Here is a 14,931-nt window from a genome sequence, read left to right as displayed (position 1 = left end):
CCGTTTCATGACCAGTGAGCTCCACGTCCCCAAGGGCACCACCGCCGACGTGAACTACGTCCTGGACATCGACCCCAAGCGGGCCGGCTGGACGCACAGCAGCCTGCGGATCGTGGAGCTCGCGCCGGGTGGCACCCACACCTTCACCACCGGGGACAGCGAGTGGATCGTGCTGCCCCTGACGGGCGCGTGCACCGTGCGCGTCGAGAACGAAGAGTTCCACCTCTCGGGCAGACAGAGCGTGTTCGCGTCGGTCACCGACTTCGCGTACGCGCCCCGTGACGCCCGGGCCCAGATCGCCTCCGGCGCGGGAGGCCGCTTTGCTTTGGCAGGAGCGAAGTGCGAGCGACAACTCCCCGCCCGCTACGGCCCCGCGCCGGAGGTCCCCGTCGAACAGCGCGGCAGCGGCACCTGCCTGCGCCACGTCCGCAACTTCGCCTCGGCGGACGCCTTCGACTGCGACAAGCTCATCGCGGTCGAGGTGATCACACCCGGCGGCAACTGGTCCTCGTACCCGCCGCACAAGCACGATGAGCACCGGCCCGGCGAGGAGGCCGAGCTGGAGGAGATCTACTACTTCGAGATCGACGGCCCGAACGGTTTCGGCTACCAGCGCGTATTCCCCTCGCGTGAGGGCGGATCCGACGTCCTCACGGAGGTCCGCTCCGGCGACGCCGTCCTCGTCCCCGACGGATGGCACGGCCCGTCGATCGCCCAGCCCGGCCACGACATGTACTACCTGAATGTCATGGCCGGTCCGGGTGAGACGCGGGAGTGGCGGATCTGCTTCCACCCGGACCACGCAGAGAGCACAGGGGGTTACCGATGACGACCCGGCTGACCGTCGCGCAAGCGCTGGTCCGTTTCCTCGCCGCCCAGTACACCGAACGCGACGGCGTACGGCAGCGGCTCATCGGCGCCACCTGGGGCATCTTCGGCCACGGCAACGTCGCCGGCATCGGCCAGGCGCTCCTGGAGCACACCGACGCGATGCCGTACCACCAGGGCCGCAACGAACAGGCCATGGTGCACGCGGCGGTCGGTTACGCGCGCCAGTCCAACCGCCTCTCCACGCACGCGGTGACGACCTCCATCGGCCCGGGCGCCACCAACCTCGTCACCGGCGCGGCCCTGGCGACCATCAACCACCTGCCGGTGCTGCTCCTGCCCGGCGACATCTTCGCCACCCGCCCAGCCGACCCGGTCCTCCAGCAGCTCGAGGTGCCGTACGCGGGCGACGTGTCGGTCAACGACTGTCTGCGCCCGGTGTCGAGGTACTTCGACCGGATCACGCGGCCGGAGGCCCTGATCCCCTCGGCGCTGAACGCGATGCGCGTGCTCACCGACCCCGTCGAGACCGGCGCCGTCACCCTCGCCCTGCCCCAGGACGTGCAGGCCGAGGCGTACGACTGGCCCGACGACTTCTTCGCCGAGCGCACCTGGACCGTACGGCGTCCCGGTGCCGACCCGACGGAACTCGCCGAGGCGGTACGGCTCATCCGCGCGGCGAAGAGGCCCCTGGTCGTCGCCGGCGGCGGCGTACACCACAGCCGCGCCGAGGAGGCGCTCGCCGAGTTCGCCGAGATCACCGGCATCCCGGTCGCCTCCACCCAGGCCGGCAAGGGCTCCCTGCGCCACGACCATCCCCAGGACGTCGGCGGCATCGGCCACACCGGCACGGCCACCGCGGACGAACTCGCCCGCACCGCCGACCTGGTGATCGGCGTCGGCACCCGCTACACCGACTTCACCACCGCCTCCGGCACCCTCTTCACCGGCGAGAACGTCCGGTTCCTCAACCTCAACATCGCCCCCTTCGACGGCCACAAGCTCGCCGGCCAGCCCCTGATCGCGGACGCCCGCACCGGTCTGGAGGAGCTGACCGAGCGGCTGGAGATGCACGGCCACCGGGTCCCGCCGTCGTACGCCACCGAGTACACCGAGGACAAGGAGCGCTGGGAGCAGCGCGTCGACGCCTGCTACGAGGTGGACGAGCCGGACACCCGCCCGACGCAGCCGCAGGTCCTCGGCGTCCTGGACGCCCTGGTCGACGAGTCGGACATCCTCATCAACGCCGCCGGTTCCCTCCCGGGCGACCTGCACAAACTGTGGCGGACTCGCTCGTACGACCAGTACCACCTGGAGTACGGCTACTCCTGCATGGGCTACGAGATCCCGGCCGCCATCGGCGTCAGGATGGCCGCCCCCGACCGGCCCGTGTGGGCGCTGGTCGGCGACGGCACGTACCTGATGATGCCGACGGAGATCGTGACGGCCGTGCAGGAGGGCGTCGCGATCAAGGTGTTGATCATCCAGAACCACGGCTACGCGTCCATCGGCGGACTGTCCGAGTCGGTCGGCGGCGAGCGGTTCGGCACCGCCTACCGCTTCCCGTCCGAGGACGGCACGTACACGGGGCCGCCGCTGCCGGTGGACCTCGCCGCCAACGCGGCCAGCCTCGGCATGCGCGTCCTGCGCGCGAAGTCCGTACGGGACCTGCGGGAGGCGCTCGCCGAGGCCCGGGCCGCCGACACTCCCACATGTGTCTATGTGGAGACCCAAACGGCAGACACAGTGTCGGGCGCGCCTCCCGCGCAGGCCTGGTGGGATGTACCCGTGGCCGAGACCGCGACACGGCCGTCCGCGGTCAAGGCACGTGAGCTGTACGAACGGCACGTCTCCACTCGACGCCGCCATCTGTGAAGGAGTTCCCGGCCATGACGAAGATCGTCAACCACTGGATCGGCGGCAAGACCGTCGAAGGCGCCTCGGGCACGCACGGGCCGGTGACCGACCCGGCGACCGGTGAGGTGACCACGAAGGTCCCGTTCGCCTCGGTCGACGAGGTGGACGCGGCGGTCGCCGCCGCCAAGCAGGCCTTCGTCACCTGGGGCCAGTCCTCGCTGGCCCAGCGGACCTCGATCCTCTTCAGGTTCCGGGCGCTGCTGGACGCCCACCGCGACGAGATCGCCGAGCTGATCACCGCCGAGCACGGCAAGGTGCACTCCGACGCGCTCGGCGAGGTGGCGCGCGGCCTGGAGATCGTCGACCTGGCCTGCGGCATCAGCGTCCAGCTGAAGGGCGAGCTGTCCACGCAGGTGGCGAGCCGCGTGGACGTGTCCTCGATCCGCCAGCCCCTCGGCGTCGTCGCCGGCATCACGCCGTTCAACTTCCCGGCGATGGTGCCGATGTGGATGTTCCCCCTCGCCATCGCGTGCGGCAACACGTTCGTGCTGAAGCCGTCCGAGAAGGACCCGTCGGCGTCGGTCAGGCTCGCCGAGCTGCTCGCCGAGGCCGGCCTGCCGGACGGCGTCTTCAACGTCGTCCACGGCGACAAGGTGGCCGTCGACCGCCTGCTGGAGCACCCCGACGTCAAGGCGGTCTCCTTCGTCGGCTCGACCCCGATCGCCCGCTACATCCACACCACCGCCTCGGCCAACGGCAAGCGCGTCCAGGCGCTCGGCGGAGCCAAGAACCACATGCTGGTCCTCCCGGACGCCGACCTGGACGCCGCCGCCGACGCCGCCGTGTCCGCCGCCTACGGCTCGGCGGGCGAGCGCTGCATGGCCATCTCGGCGGTCGTCGCGGTCGGCGCGATCGGCGACGAACTGGTAGAGAAGATCCGCGAGCGCGCCGAGAAGATCAAGATCGGCCCCGGCAACGACTCCTCCTCCGAGATGGGCCCGCTGATCACGAAGGTCCACCGCGACAAGGTGGCCTCCTACGTCGAGGGCGCGGCGGCCGAGGGCGCCGAAGTGGTCCTGGACGGCACGGGCTACACCGTCGACGGCTTCGAGAACGGCCACTGGATCGGCATCTCGCTGCTCGACAAGGTGCCCACGTCCGCGAAGGCCTACCAGGACGAGATCTTCGGCCCGGTCCTGTGCGTGCTGCGCACGGAGACCTACGAGGAGGCCCTGGACATCGTCAACGCCTCGCCGTTCGGCAACGGCACCGCGATCTTCACCCGGGACGGCGGCGCGGCCCGCCGCTTCCAGCTGGAGGTCGAGGCCGGCATGGTCGGCGTGAACGTCCCGATCCCGGTCCCCGTGGGCTACCACTCCTTCGGCGGCTGGAAGGACTCGCTCTTCGGCGACCACCACATCTACGGCAACGACGGCACGCACTTCTACACCCGCGGCAAGGTCGTCACCACCCGCTGGCCCGACCCGGCCGACGCCCCGGCGGGCGTGGACCTGGGCTTCCCGCGCAACCACTGAGGCTCAGGGGCGCGGGGCTGAATCGATATGCAGCTCCGCCGCGTGGGCGCGACAAGCCGCAACGGACCCCCAGACGGCCACTCACCGGACGGCCCGAGCTCCACCCCGTACACCACCCGCAGTACGCCGAAAACTCCGTGTACACCCCTGGAAGGCCTTGCGCTTCGGTCTCCGGTCGACAACTCATCGACAGGTTGACCCCGTACCGTTGACGCATGGATCTTCGACTGCCCGGACTGAACGGGCTGCTTCGGAGGCCCCGGAGGCTCCTCGCCGCCGGGGCCGCCGTCGTCGTGCTCGCGGGAGCGGGGACGTGGACGGCCGTCGCGTCCGACGAGGTGCCCCCGGTCGACCGCGCCGACCGGGTCCTGGACACGGGGAACGGGGTGCGTATCGACACCTCGTACTTCACCTCCGGCGGTGACGGCCGCCGCCCCGCCGTCCTGCTCGGCCACGGCTTCGGCGGCAGCAAGAACGACGTGCGGCAGCAGGCCGAGGATCTCGCCAGAGACGGCTACGCGGTCCTGACCTGGTCGGCGCGCAGCTTCGGGAAGTCGACCGGGAAGATCGGGCTGAACGACCCCAAGGGCGAGGTCGCCGACGTCTCGAAGCTCATCGACTGGCTCGCCAAGCAGCCCGAGGTCGAACTCGACAAGCCCGGCGACCCCCGCGTGGGTATGGCCGGTGCCTCCTACGGCGGCGCGATCGCGCTGCTCACGGCGGGACACGACGACCGGGTGGACGCCATCGCCCCGGCCATCACGTACTGGAACCTCGCCGACGCGCTGTTCCCGAACGGCGTGTTCAAGAAGCTGTGGGCCGGCATCTTCGTCAACTCCGGCGGCGGCTGCGAGCGGTTCGAGCCCGCGCTGTGCCGGATGTACGAGCGGGTCGCCGAGTCGGGCAAGCCGGACGCCGAGGCACGCAGGATGCTCGACGAGCGTTCGCCCTCCGCGGTCGGCAAGAACATCAAGGTGCCGACGCTGCTGATGCAGGGTCAGTCCGACTCCCTCTTCCCGCTCGGCCAGGCCGACCAGGCCGCGAAGGCCATCCGTGCGGGCGGCGCCCCCGTCGACGTCGACTGGATCGCCGGGGGCCACGACGGCGGCGACATGGAGACGAGCCGCGTCCAGGGCCGCGTGCAGAGCTGGTTCGACCGCTACCTGAAGGACGACAAGGGCGTCGACACCGGCCCCGCCTTCCGCGTCACCCGCACCCTCGGCCTCGGCTCCGGCGACGGCGAACCCCGCCTGACCGGCGTGACCTCGGACCGCTACCCCGGCCTGGAGAGCAAGCAGCGCTCCATCGCCCTGGCCGGCCGCGAGCAGAGCTTCGACAACCCGCCCGGCGCCAGCCCGCCCGGCGTCTCCGCCCTGCCCGGCCTCGGCGGCGCGGGCGGCCTCAGCCAGCTCTCCACGCTCGGCGTCGGGGTCTCCCTCGACTTCCCCGGCCAGTTCGCCGCGTTCGAGTCGGCCCCGTTCCGGGACGACGTCCAGATCACCGGCTCCCCGACGGCCACGGTCCACGTGAAGTCCACCAGCGACGACGCCGTGCTCTTTGCCAAGGTCTACGACGTCGGCCCGGGCCGCACCCAGCCGGTGCTGCCCTCCCAGCTGGTCACACCCGTCAGGGTCGAGGGCGCCAAGGCCGGCAAGGACGTCACCATCACCCTCCCGGCGATCGACCACGAGGTCGACGACGGCCACCGGCTGCGCCTGGTCCTCGCCTCGACGGACCTCGGCTATGCCTCCCCGACGACCCCGGCCACGTACACCGTCTCCCTCAAGGGCGACCTCAAGGTCCCCTCGGCGCTCGGCGAGAGTAACGCACAGGGCCCGCTGCCCGCCTGGGTGTGGTGGATGCCGCTCGCCGGCGCCGCGATCGCCCTGGCGCTGATCATCACGGGACGCCGCCGCACGGCTGCACCCGCCCCGCCGGACCCCGAACTCGCCGAAGTGCCCCTCCAGATCACGGACCTGACCAAGCGGTACGCCAAGTCCTCCGACCGGTACGCCGTCAAGGACCTGTCCTTCCGCGTGGAGAAGGGCCAGGTCCTCGGCCTGCTCGGCCCGAACGGCGCCGGCAAGACCACGACCCTGCGCATGCTGATGGGCCTGATCAAGCCGGACGGTGGCGACATCCGCGTCTTCGGACACGCCATCGCCCCCGGCGCCCCGGTCCTGTCCCGGGTCGGCGCCTTCGTCGAGGGCGCGGGCTTCCTGCCGCACCTGTCCGGCCGGGAGAACCTGGAGCTGTACTGGCGCGCCACCGGCCGTCCGGCCGAGGACGCGCACATGGAGGAGGCCCTGGAGATCGCGGGCCTCGGCGACGCGCTCGCCCGCGCGGTGCGCACCTACTCCCAGGGCATGCGCCAGCGCCTCGCCATCGCCCAAGCCATGCTCGGCATGCCGGACCTGCTCATCCTCGACGAACCGACCAACGGCCTCGACCCGCCCCAGATCCGCGAGATGCGCGAGGTGATGATCCGCTACGCCGCCGCGGGACGGACGGTCATCGTCTCCAGCCACCTCCTCGCGGAGGTCGAGCAGACCTGCACCCACCTGGTCGTGATGGACCACGGGAAGCTCGTCCAGGCGGGCCCGGTCGAGGACATCGTCGGCTCGGGCGACACCCTTCTGGTGGGCACGGCCACGCCCGTCGACGAGCCGATCGTCGAGAAGGTCGCCGCCCTGCCGGGCGTCGCCTCGGCCGTGCCCGTCGACGAGGGGCTGCTGGTCCAGCTCGACGCCGACGGCACCCCGCAGCGCCTGGTCGCCGAACTCGTACGGCTGGACGTGCCCGTACGGTCGGTCGGCCCGCACCGCCGCCTGGAGGACGCCTTCCTCACCCTGATCGGAGCCGAAGCATGAGCAAGCTCGCCGACCGGGCCGAGCCCGTCGAGGTCGCCGAGGGCTACCGAGCGGGCCGCACCCTGCCCTTCCGGGTGGAGCTGGTCCGGCAGCTGAAGCGGCGCCGCACGATGGTCATGGGCGGCGTGCTGTTCGCCCTGCCGATCATCCTGCTCATCGCCTTCCAGGTCGGCGGCGACCCGGGCGGCAACAACAACCGCGTCAACCTCATGGACACGGCGACGGCCTCCGGAGCCAACTTCGCCGCCGTCAACCTCTTCTCCGCCGCCGGCTTCCTCCTCGTCATCCCCGTCGCCCTGTTCTGCGGCGACACGGTCGCCTCGGAGGCCAGCTGGTCGTCCCTGCGCTACCTGCTCGCGGCGCCCGTACCCCGGGCCCGGCTGCTGTGGTCCAAGCTCGCCGTCGGACTCAGCCTGAGCCTGGCCGCGCTGGTCCTGCTCCCGATCGTCGCCCTCGTCGTCGGCACGGCCGCCTACGGCTGGGGCCCGCTCCAGCTGCCCACCGGCGGCACCCTGCCCACCGGCACCGCCGCCCAGCGCCTGCTGATCGTCGTGGTCTACATCATGGTGTCCCAACTGGTCACCGCGGCCCTCGCGTTCTGGCTGTCGACCCGGACGGACGCCCCGCTCGGCGCGGTCGGCGGCGCGGTGTTCCTGACCATCATCGGCAGCGTCCTCGACGAGGTGACGGCCCTCGGCGACTGGCGCCACTTCCTGCCCGCGCACTGGCAGTACGCCTGGCTCGACGCCGTCCAACCGCAGTTGCAGTGGACGGACATGATCCAGGGCACGTCGATCTCCGTGACGTACGCGCTCGTGCTGTTCGCCCTGGCCTTCCGCGGTTTCGCCCGCAAGGACGTGGTGTCCTAGCGTCCTGAGCCGGGCATCCGCTGCGTGCTTCGGCGTCACAGGCGCCGGCCCTGCGGTGCCGGGGCGTGCGGGAGTGCGCAACCGGCCCATGAAACAAGGATGTTGCCGCCCGGCTGGAGCGTGAGGCTGACCCGTGCAGGGGCGGACTGGCCGACCAGAGCCACCATGACGTCACGCCGGACCATCGGGACCCGCTCAACGGAGCGTCCGCGAGCCGCTGTCGTATCGGCTGTGCGCCTGTCCTCCACTCGCCCTGGACTCCGGGCGCCACGCCGACGGCGTACGACAACGCCTGCGCGGGGAGCACCTTGCCACCAACGCCGGACGATCGACTGGGCGGCGCCGAATGTTGCGCACACGGTGTACCCGTGATCACATCTCCTCGAAAAGCACCCCCAAAGGAACATTTGGGACTCAATCGAGGGGCGACGGCCGGTGATGGTCGGCCCTCGTCGACAGTTGGAGGACCCATGCCTCGTCGCATGCTCCGTTCGGCGGCCACCGCGCTGCTGGCTTCCGCACCGATCGTGGCCGCCGCGCCCGCGCAGGCCGCTCCGCAGCACGCCTTCCCCTGTGCCGTTGGTATCCAGAACGTCAGCAACGCCGTGACCAGCACGATCAGCGTCAACATCGCATGCGGCCACACGCGAACCGTCGGTGTGCGCATCACCGCGGGCGACACCGAACTCGTGAGCCTGCAGCAGACCGTGCAGGCCGGCGTCCAGCAGAGCGTCACCGTCACCGTGCCCAGAGTTCAGCAGGCCTGCGCCACGCTGCAGACCGACGGTGAGAGCACCACGCTCTGCACCCCCTGACGAGTCCTCAGGCCGACGGCGTCTCGCGGGCGCGGTCGGCCTGCCATCCATCCCTGCCAACATCCAATAAACACATATAAATCAATTAGTCGTACTCCATTGGGTGTGCCGGAAATGCAGCGGTACGCCTCTCGCGTGTTATCGTCTGTGACTGTCCGAGCACGGTCCGTAATTGGCCCGAGCGCGCGAAGAAATCGGAGAAGTGATGGACAAGCTGAAGAAGGCCGCGGCCGTAGCGGTCATGGTCGGCGGCATGGCTCTCGGTGGCGGGGTCGCCCACGCCGACGGCGGCCACGACTACAAGGACGCGGCTGACATCATCATCGGCAACCTGCAGGCCGTTGAGTGTGAGCAGGAGTTCGACGCCGGGCTGGCCTTTGCGCCTATTCAGACCACGGTCACCGGCGACAACACCCAGGTGATCGGCAACTTCTGCACGGTGGTCGGTCCTGTCGAGGACTGATTCCGCGGCACTGTGAAGAGTCGGGTCTCGCGCCTTCGGCGCGAGACCCGCTTTGCGTTGGCTCCCGACACTCTTATTGTCGCGGCTTTGCTGGCTGATCGGTATTTCTGCGTAGCCCGGTGAGCGCGCCCGGAGGGAGGGGAAGGGTGTGAGCACTAATCATTACCCATATGGCGCATCGGAAAATGCCGCGTCGGGCGAGCCGCGTGCTATGTTTTGTAACTGTCCGAGCACGGTCCGTAATTGGCCCGAGCACGAAGAAATCGGAGAAGTGATGGACAAGCTCAAGAAGGCCGCGGCCGTAGCGGTCATGGTCGGCGGCATGGCTCTCGGTGGCGGGGTCGCCCACGCCGATGACGGCCACGACTACTACAAGGACGCGGCTGACATCGTCCTCGGCAACGTGCAGATCGTGGAGTGCGACCAGGACTTCAACGGTGGCGCCCTCTTTACGCCCGCTCAGGTTACGGGTACCGGCGACAACACCCAGCTGATCGGCAACTTCTGCACGGTGGTCGGGCCTGTCGAGGACTGATTCCAAGGCGTTGCGAAGTTCGGGTCTCGCGCCCTTTGGCGCGAGACCCGCTTCTCGTCCTGGCCGTGCCGGCTGCCTCGATGTCATTACCCCATATGGCGTATCGAAAATGCGGCGTTGAGTGAACCCCGTGTTATCGTCTGTATCTGTCCGGGCACGGTCCGTAATGGATCCGGGCGCGTCAAGAAAATCGGAGAAGTGATGAACAAGTTCCAGAAGGCCACGGCCGTAGCGGTCATGGTGGGTGGCATGGCTCTCAGTGGCGGAGTCGCCCACGCCTGCGACAAGGACAAGTCGGACGACAAGCCGTCTGGCGTCGCCATCGACAACCTGCAGGTCGTGGAGTGCGACCAGGACTTCAACGGCGGCCTTGCCTTTGCGCCCGTTCAGATTGCGGTTCTCGGGGACAACACCCAGGCGATCGGCAACTTCTGCACGGTGGTCGGGCCTGTCGAGGACTGATTCCGCAGCACTGTGAAGGACCGGGCCTCGGGCCTTCGGCGCGCGGCCCGTTTCCTCTCGTAATCGCCTGTGGTCAGCCCGTGGAGATACACATGCGCAGGTTCAGGAAAGCCGTGCTGATGGCCGCTGCTATCGGCAGTACCGGTGTCACGGGTGCCGGAACATCTCAGGTCGGCGACGCCGGTGAGGACCCGTCCGGCGCGGGCATCGGCAACACGCAGCTTCTGAAGTGTGAACAGACATTCAATGCCTCTTTGGTCGTGATCAACGCGCCGATCACCGCATCGGGCGACAACGTCGTGAAGTTCGGCAATTTCTGCTCGTATGTCGGTCCACGTCAATGAGAGGCTGATCGTCCGGCGGTTGGTCCAGGGGGCGAGTCCGGTGATCTGGACACGGCTTGACTGGGCCGGCCGAGACAACCGTCGGCGGAGCCATGATTCTTCCACGCGTGTTGCGCATTCACCCCGGTATCGGCAGCGGCCATCCTCCCGATGGCCGCTGCCTCTTTTCTGTATACAGGGCCATGCGGGTGAAGTTGGATGACTACTCGTTCGTAAGGGTGTCACCTGCTTGCCGGGGGATTTCCTGCTGATGCAGTATCGGTTCTCGCTGGCGCCGAAGAGACATGTGAGTTGAATCCCGCCTCGGAGGAAAGATGGCCGATGTGATCATCCTGCCGCGTTGTCCGGAGACAGGAAAAGCGTCGTTCCGTACTGAATCCGAGGCGAGGCGCTGGCTGATCAAGCAGCCACTGCTGAGGAAGATTCCGGACCGTATCTACCGATGCTCGGACTGTCGGTACTGGCACTTCACCGGATCCCACCACTGGACCAGCCAGAAGATCAGGTGGAGGCGGAATTACGGGAGGCGGGAAGCCGTCTCGGGACACAGCCGTAAGAAAAGGGGCAAGGGCTGACGAGAGCCAGTCCTCCCCCCATCCCGCAGTGGGCACCGGCACGGGGGCAGGCGTTTCCCCTTCAAGCAGGAAGACGACGAAAATGCGCAAAAAACTGAGCAGGGGGATGGTCGTGGCCGCCGCCGCGACGAGCATCCTGCCCATGTACGGTATCCAGGCGTTCGCGGCATCGCACTCCGAGGTTTCCGCGGCCTGCGGCGAATCCATCGGCGTGCAGACCGAGGTGGATTCGTCCTCCGGGGCCTCGTGCACGAGCGGCCCGGCCTCCGACTCCGGTGACGACCGCGAGCACGACGGTTACGGCCACGGCAGCGATGATGCCGACGGGGCCGGTTACGGCGACGCCGGCGGCTCTGGCGTCGCCTCCGCCACGCAGTCCTCGGCCACGTCGTCGGTGAAGACGGCATCGTCGACGTCACGGGCCACCACGGGCGAAGAGAGCGGATACGGCGACGACGACGCCGACCATGGCCGCGACGAAAGTGGCTACGGAGACGGTGACGTCGGCGACGGCGATGGCGGCGACGTCGGTTACGACCATGACGAAAGTGGCTACGGCCATGACGAAGGTGGCCACGGCGACGAGGAAGGCGGCTACGGCGAGGAGGAGGACGGCTACGGCGACACGCCGACCACGAAGCCGCCGGCGAAGACTAAGCCGCCGACGTCACCGCCCACCACGCCGCCGGCGGAGTCGAAGCCGCCGACAAAGCCGCCTGCGTCATCCCCACCGCACGCCGAGCCCTCGACCGAGCCGCCCTCTCTTGCCGAGACCGGCAGTGACCAGCAGGTGCTCGCGGCTTCCGGCGTCGCCGCGCTGCTGCTGACGAGCGGCGCCGTCCTGTACCGACGAGGCCGAGCCGCGTCCCGCCGGTAGTAGAGCGCTCAGGGTGCCGGACGTACCGCGTCCGGCACCCTGGTGCGTTCCGGCCTCCTTCCCGTAGTCCGCCTTGACTTCCTCGGCCGTGGCTCACTCGTGCGGGTGATCGGAGTGTGTGAAGGCAGAGAACCAAGTCGACGGAGTGGGCATACATATGACTGGTCAACGGGGCGAATACGGATGAACCAGTGGCAGCGCACCCTCCGGCTGCTGCCGGTGAGCGGAGAAAAGGAGCAGCCATGGCCGCTCAGCAACGGCGCCGCAGAAGATGGGCCGTGTACGTCGCGGCCGGTCTTCTCGTGTCGGCCGCCCTGACACAGGTACCCGGACTCGCCGTGGGCGCCGGGGTGGGAGAGGCCGCCGAGACGCCTGTTGCGACGACGCCGGTCCCGGCAGTCCCGGTGCCGACGGCCCCCGTCGTCCCACCCGCACTGCCCGCACCCCCCGACCCACAGCCCGCCTTCGGCGCCTACCTCCACTACGGCCCTCTCGGCGTGCTCCGTATGGCCGAGATCAGCCGGTGGCTGGACGGCCCTCAACCGCGCGTGGGGCGCTCCTATCTGCCGGGTGACCGCTGGAGCAACATCGAAGGCGCCCCCGGCTTCCTCGACGCCTGGGCGAACTGGCGCCGGGAGAGGGCCGACCGGATGTTCGTCCTCAACGTGCCCATGCTGGAGCGCAACGAGGAGGGCCTCTCCGACGCCGAGGTCCGTGCCCTGCTGCGCCGAGGCGCGGCCGGGGAGTTCGACCCGCACTACCGCCGTCTGGCCGAGCGGCTGGTCGAGTCGGGGGTGCCGGACACCATCCTCGTGCTCGGCTGGGAGATGAACGGCATCACGTACACCCACCGATGCGGGCCGGACCCGGAGGCCTGGAAGAGGTACTGGAACAGAATCGTCACCACCATGCGCTCGGTGCCGGGTCAGAGGTTCCGGTTCGACTTCACACCGAGCCGCGGGCGTGACGCCGTCCCCTGGACCGACTGCTACCCGGGGGACGCCACGGTCGACATCATCGGCATGGACGCGTACGACCAGCCGCAGGGGCTGTCCTTCGACGGACAGGTGACGGAGCCGTACGGCCTGCAAAAGCACGTGGAGTTCGCGAAGGAACACGGCAAACCCATCTCGTATCCGGAGTGGGGTCTGTTCCGCAACGGCGACAACCCGGAGTACATGCGGGGCATGCTCGCCTGGATGGACGTACACAAGCCGCTGTACCACACGATCACCGACTACTGCCCGCACGGCGTGTGGCAGTGCCGGCAGAACCCGAAGGCGGCCGAGGTGTACCGGACCGTGCTCTCCGGTCGCTCCGAGCCCGAGCCCGTGCCGGTGCCGGTGCCGTTGCCCAGTCCCGTGCCGACGCCCCGGCCGGTGCCGACGGCGCCGCCCCACCCGGACTGCTCGCCGCTGAACCTGGGGGACTGGGTCGAGCACTGGCTCGGCGGAAGGTTCTGCGTCCGCTTCGACTGGTGGTCGCGCTTCCGGTGACCCCGGTGCCCCCACCGGCCGGACGGGGGCGGCGGAAGGCTCAGGCCCTGCCGCCGCTCCGTTCCTTCCACCCGCGCACCAGTTCCCTGCCCCGGTCGCGCGCGGCGACCTCGCAGACGACCGCCCAGAGCAGCGGGGTGGTGCGCCGCCGGGCCAGGAGCAGCCGCTGGTTGACCACGGGCTCGGGTCGCCAGCGGCGCTTGTACGGTTCGTCGCCGCGCAGCAGGCTGAGCGTGCCGCGCTCCCCGGCGACGGCGTGCCGGGTACCCGCGTCCAGCAGCATCACGGCGATGTCCGCCTTCCGCTCCCGCAGCCGCGGATGGACGCCGTACAGATAGCAGCCCGCCAGGCGTGGCGACAGCAGCGTCAGGTCGACGGCCACCACCTCGCCGTCCAGCAGGAACTCGGTGATCACGGCATCTCCTGAGCGCACCAGCGACCCGGCCGCGCGCACGAGGTGCGCGGCGAACCGTTCCCGGAGGTGCTCCGGCGTCACCCCGCGGCTCTGCCACTGCAGCCGGTGCAGTGCGAGGAGCCGCCCGAGTGCCGCGCCCACCTCGTCGGGGGGCGCGGTCCGGCGCGTCACGCCCAGCGCGGTCAGTTTGCGCAGGTGGGCCCGCGCCCGCCGGGCCTTCGCCCCGGGCAGCCGGGCCGCCAGCTCCTCCACCGGCACGGCGGGCAGTTCCAGGCAGAGTGAGTCGCGCACCCGGCGGCGCGGTCCGCGCCAGTGCGCGTAGACGCTTTCGGCCGCGCCGCCCGGACGCACCTCGCGGAAGTCGATCAGTGCGGTGCGGGCGGCCGCCGACAGCGCTCCGGCGAGCGCGGGTGCCGCCCGGTCGGCGTGCTCGTCGTCGAGCAGGACGTCTCCGTAGTCGGAGATCGCCCCGCCCAGCGGGACGAGCCGGGGCAGCGTCCGCCCGACCCGCATCAGCGGCGCCGCCGCGCGCAGTTCGCCGCCGTCGCGCACCAGCACCAGCCGCAGGCGACCGGGGCTTCCGTACGACGTCCACCACGAGTGCAGCCAGGCGTGGCTCTGGAACGGAGTCGCCGCGGCACACCTGCGGTACAGGCGCTCCCAGGCGGGGCCCAGCTCGGCGAACTCTCGCTCGTCGGTGCACAGTTCGGCCCGCAGCGTGCCGACGTCGGTCCCCAGCACCGCGCTCACAGCTGCCCCTGCGCGTCGGCGGCGGGGGCCGGACCGGGCACGGTGGCCGGGCGCGCGCCCTCGGCGGCGACGCGCCGGGGACGGACCAGCAGCGCGAGACCGCCCAGCAGGCCGCCCGCGCTCGCGCCCACCAGGCCGGTCAGCGCCGGGGACGCCGAGGACGGCTCGGTGGGCCTGACGGCCCGGGAGAACGGCAGGAGTTCGACGTGCGTGGCGCGCTTGGCGTCGTTGGCGTGCCGG

General features: G+C 70.0%; 13 protein-coding genes and 1 pseudogene. 12 read left to right on the top strand and 2 right to left on the bottom strand.

Annotated elements, in window-relative coordinates; all coding sequences use genetic code 11:
• Positions 1-7: 7 nt before the first annotated feature.
• The 12 genes from iolB to AOQ53_RS06385 all read left to right on the top strand — a co-directional run bounded on the left by iolB (position 8) and on the right by AOQ53_RS06385 (position 13,526).
• The gene (gene iolB / locus AOQ53_RS06440; RefSeq protein ID WP_059415754.1) at positions 8-829 is read left to right on the top strand and encodes a 5-deoxy-glucuronate isomerase; all 822 of its coding nucleotides are present in this window, start codon (positions 8-10) and stop codon (positions 827-829) included.
• Positions 826-2,703, top strand: a complete 1,878-nt coding sequence (gene iolD, locus AOQ53_RS06435) for a 3D-(3,5/4)-trihydroxycyclohexane-1,2-dione acylhydrolase (decyclizing) (RefSeq protein WP_059415753.1) — start codon at positions 826-828, stop codon at positions 2,701-2,703. Before iolB ends, iolD begins: the two co-directional genes overlap by 4 nt.
• 14 nt (positions 2,704-2,717) lie before the next feature.
• Positions 2,718-4,220: a CoA-acylating methylmalonate-semialdehyde dehydrogenase gene (gene mmsA / locus AOQ53_RS06430; RefSeq protein ID WP_059415752.1), complete on the top strand. Its 1,503-nt coding sequence runs from the start codon at positions 2,718-2,720 to the stop codon at positions 4,218-4,220.
• A gap of 215 nt (positions 4,221-4,435) precedes the next feature.
• On the top strand, positions 4,436-7,090 hold the full coding sequence (locus tag AOQ53_RS06425; RefSeq protein WP_059415750.1) for an alpha/beta fold hydrolase: 2,655 nt from the start codon (positions 4,436-4,438) through the stop codon (positions 7,088-7,090).
• A complete protein-coding gene (locus AOQ53_RS06420; RefSeq protein WP_059415747.1) occupies positions 7,087-7,959 on the top strand; it encodes an ABC transporter permease in 873 nt (290 codons plus the stop codon). The genes AOQ53_RS06425 and AOQ53_RS06420 overlap by 4 nt, the downstream gene beginning before the upstream one ends.
• 470 nt (positions 7,960-8,429) lie before the next feature.
• Entirely contained in the window at positions 8,430-8,774 is a 345-nt protein-coding gene (locus tag AOQ53_RS06415; RefSeq protein ID WP_148640295.1) for a hypothetical protein, read from the top strand.
• 205 nt (positions 8,775-8,979) lie between these two features.
• Positions 8,980-9,237, top strand: coding sequence for a hypothetical protein (locus tag AOQ53_RS06410; RefSeq protein ID WP_063888868.1), 258 nt, complete (start codon positions 8,980-8,982; stop codon positions 9,235-9,237).
• 274 nt (positions 9,238-9,511) lie between these two features.
• A complete protein-coding gene (locus AOQ53_RS06405) occupies positions 9,512-9,772 on the top strand; it encodes a hypothetical protein (protein WP_063888867.1) in 261 nt (86 codons plus the stop codon).
• A gap of 201 nt (positions 9,773-9,973) precedes the next feature.
• Complete coding sequence (locus tag AOQ53_RS06400; RefSeq protein ID WP_063888866.1) at positions 9,974-10,234, top strand: hypothetical protein; 261 nt, start codon at positions 9,974-9,976, stop codon at positions 10,232-10,234.
• A 92-nt stretch (positions 10,235-10,326) separates the two neighbouring features.
• Positions 10,327-10,578, top strand: coding sequence for a hypothetical protein (locus tag AOQ53_RS06395; protein WP_148640294.1), 252 nt, complete (start codon positions 10,327-10,329; stop codon positions 10,576-10,578).
• Positions 10,579-11,235: 657 nt separating this feature from the next.
• On the top strand, positions 11,236-12,030 hold the full coding sequence (locus AOQ53_RS06390; RefSeq protein WP_107084000.1) for an LPXTG cell wall anchor domain-containing protein: 795 nt from the start codon (positions 11,236-11,238) through the stop codon (positions 12,028-12,030).
• Between the two features lie 242 nt (positions 12,031-12,272).
• Positions 12,273-13,526 (top strand): glycoside hydrolase family 26 protein, encoded by a 1,254-nt coding sequence (locus tag AOQ53_RS06385; RefSeq protein ID WP_059415740.1) that lies wholly within the window; start codon positions 12,273-12,275, stop codon positions 13,524-13,526.
• A 40-nt stretch (positions 13,527-13,566) separates the two neighbouring features.
• Here the strand turns inward: AOQ53_RS06385 and AOQ53_RS06380 are convergent, their stop codons facing one another.
• Positions 13,567-14,691 carry a GNAT family N-acetyltransferase gene (locus AOQ53_RS06380; protein WP_236711613.1) on the bottom strand — a complete coding sequence of 375 codons (1,125 nt, stop codon included), beginning with the start codon at positions 14,689-14,691 and terminating at the stop codon, positions 13,567-13,569.
• Positions 14,688-14,931 (bottom strand): annotated as a pseudogene (locus AOQ53_RS06375) (lipopolysaccharide biosynthesis protein); the annotation flags it as partial. The gene AOQ53_RS06380 and the pseudogene AOQ53_RS06375, both read right to left, overlap by 4 nt.

The sequence above is a fragment of the Streptomyces azureus genome (genome assembly GCF_001270025.1).
Lineage (GTDB): Bacteria > Actinomycetota > Actinomycetes > Streptomycetales > Streptomycetaceae > Streptomyces > Streptomyces azureus.
This window is presented reverse-complemented; position numbering and strand designations above follow the sequence as displayed.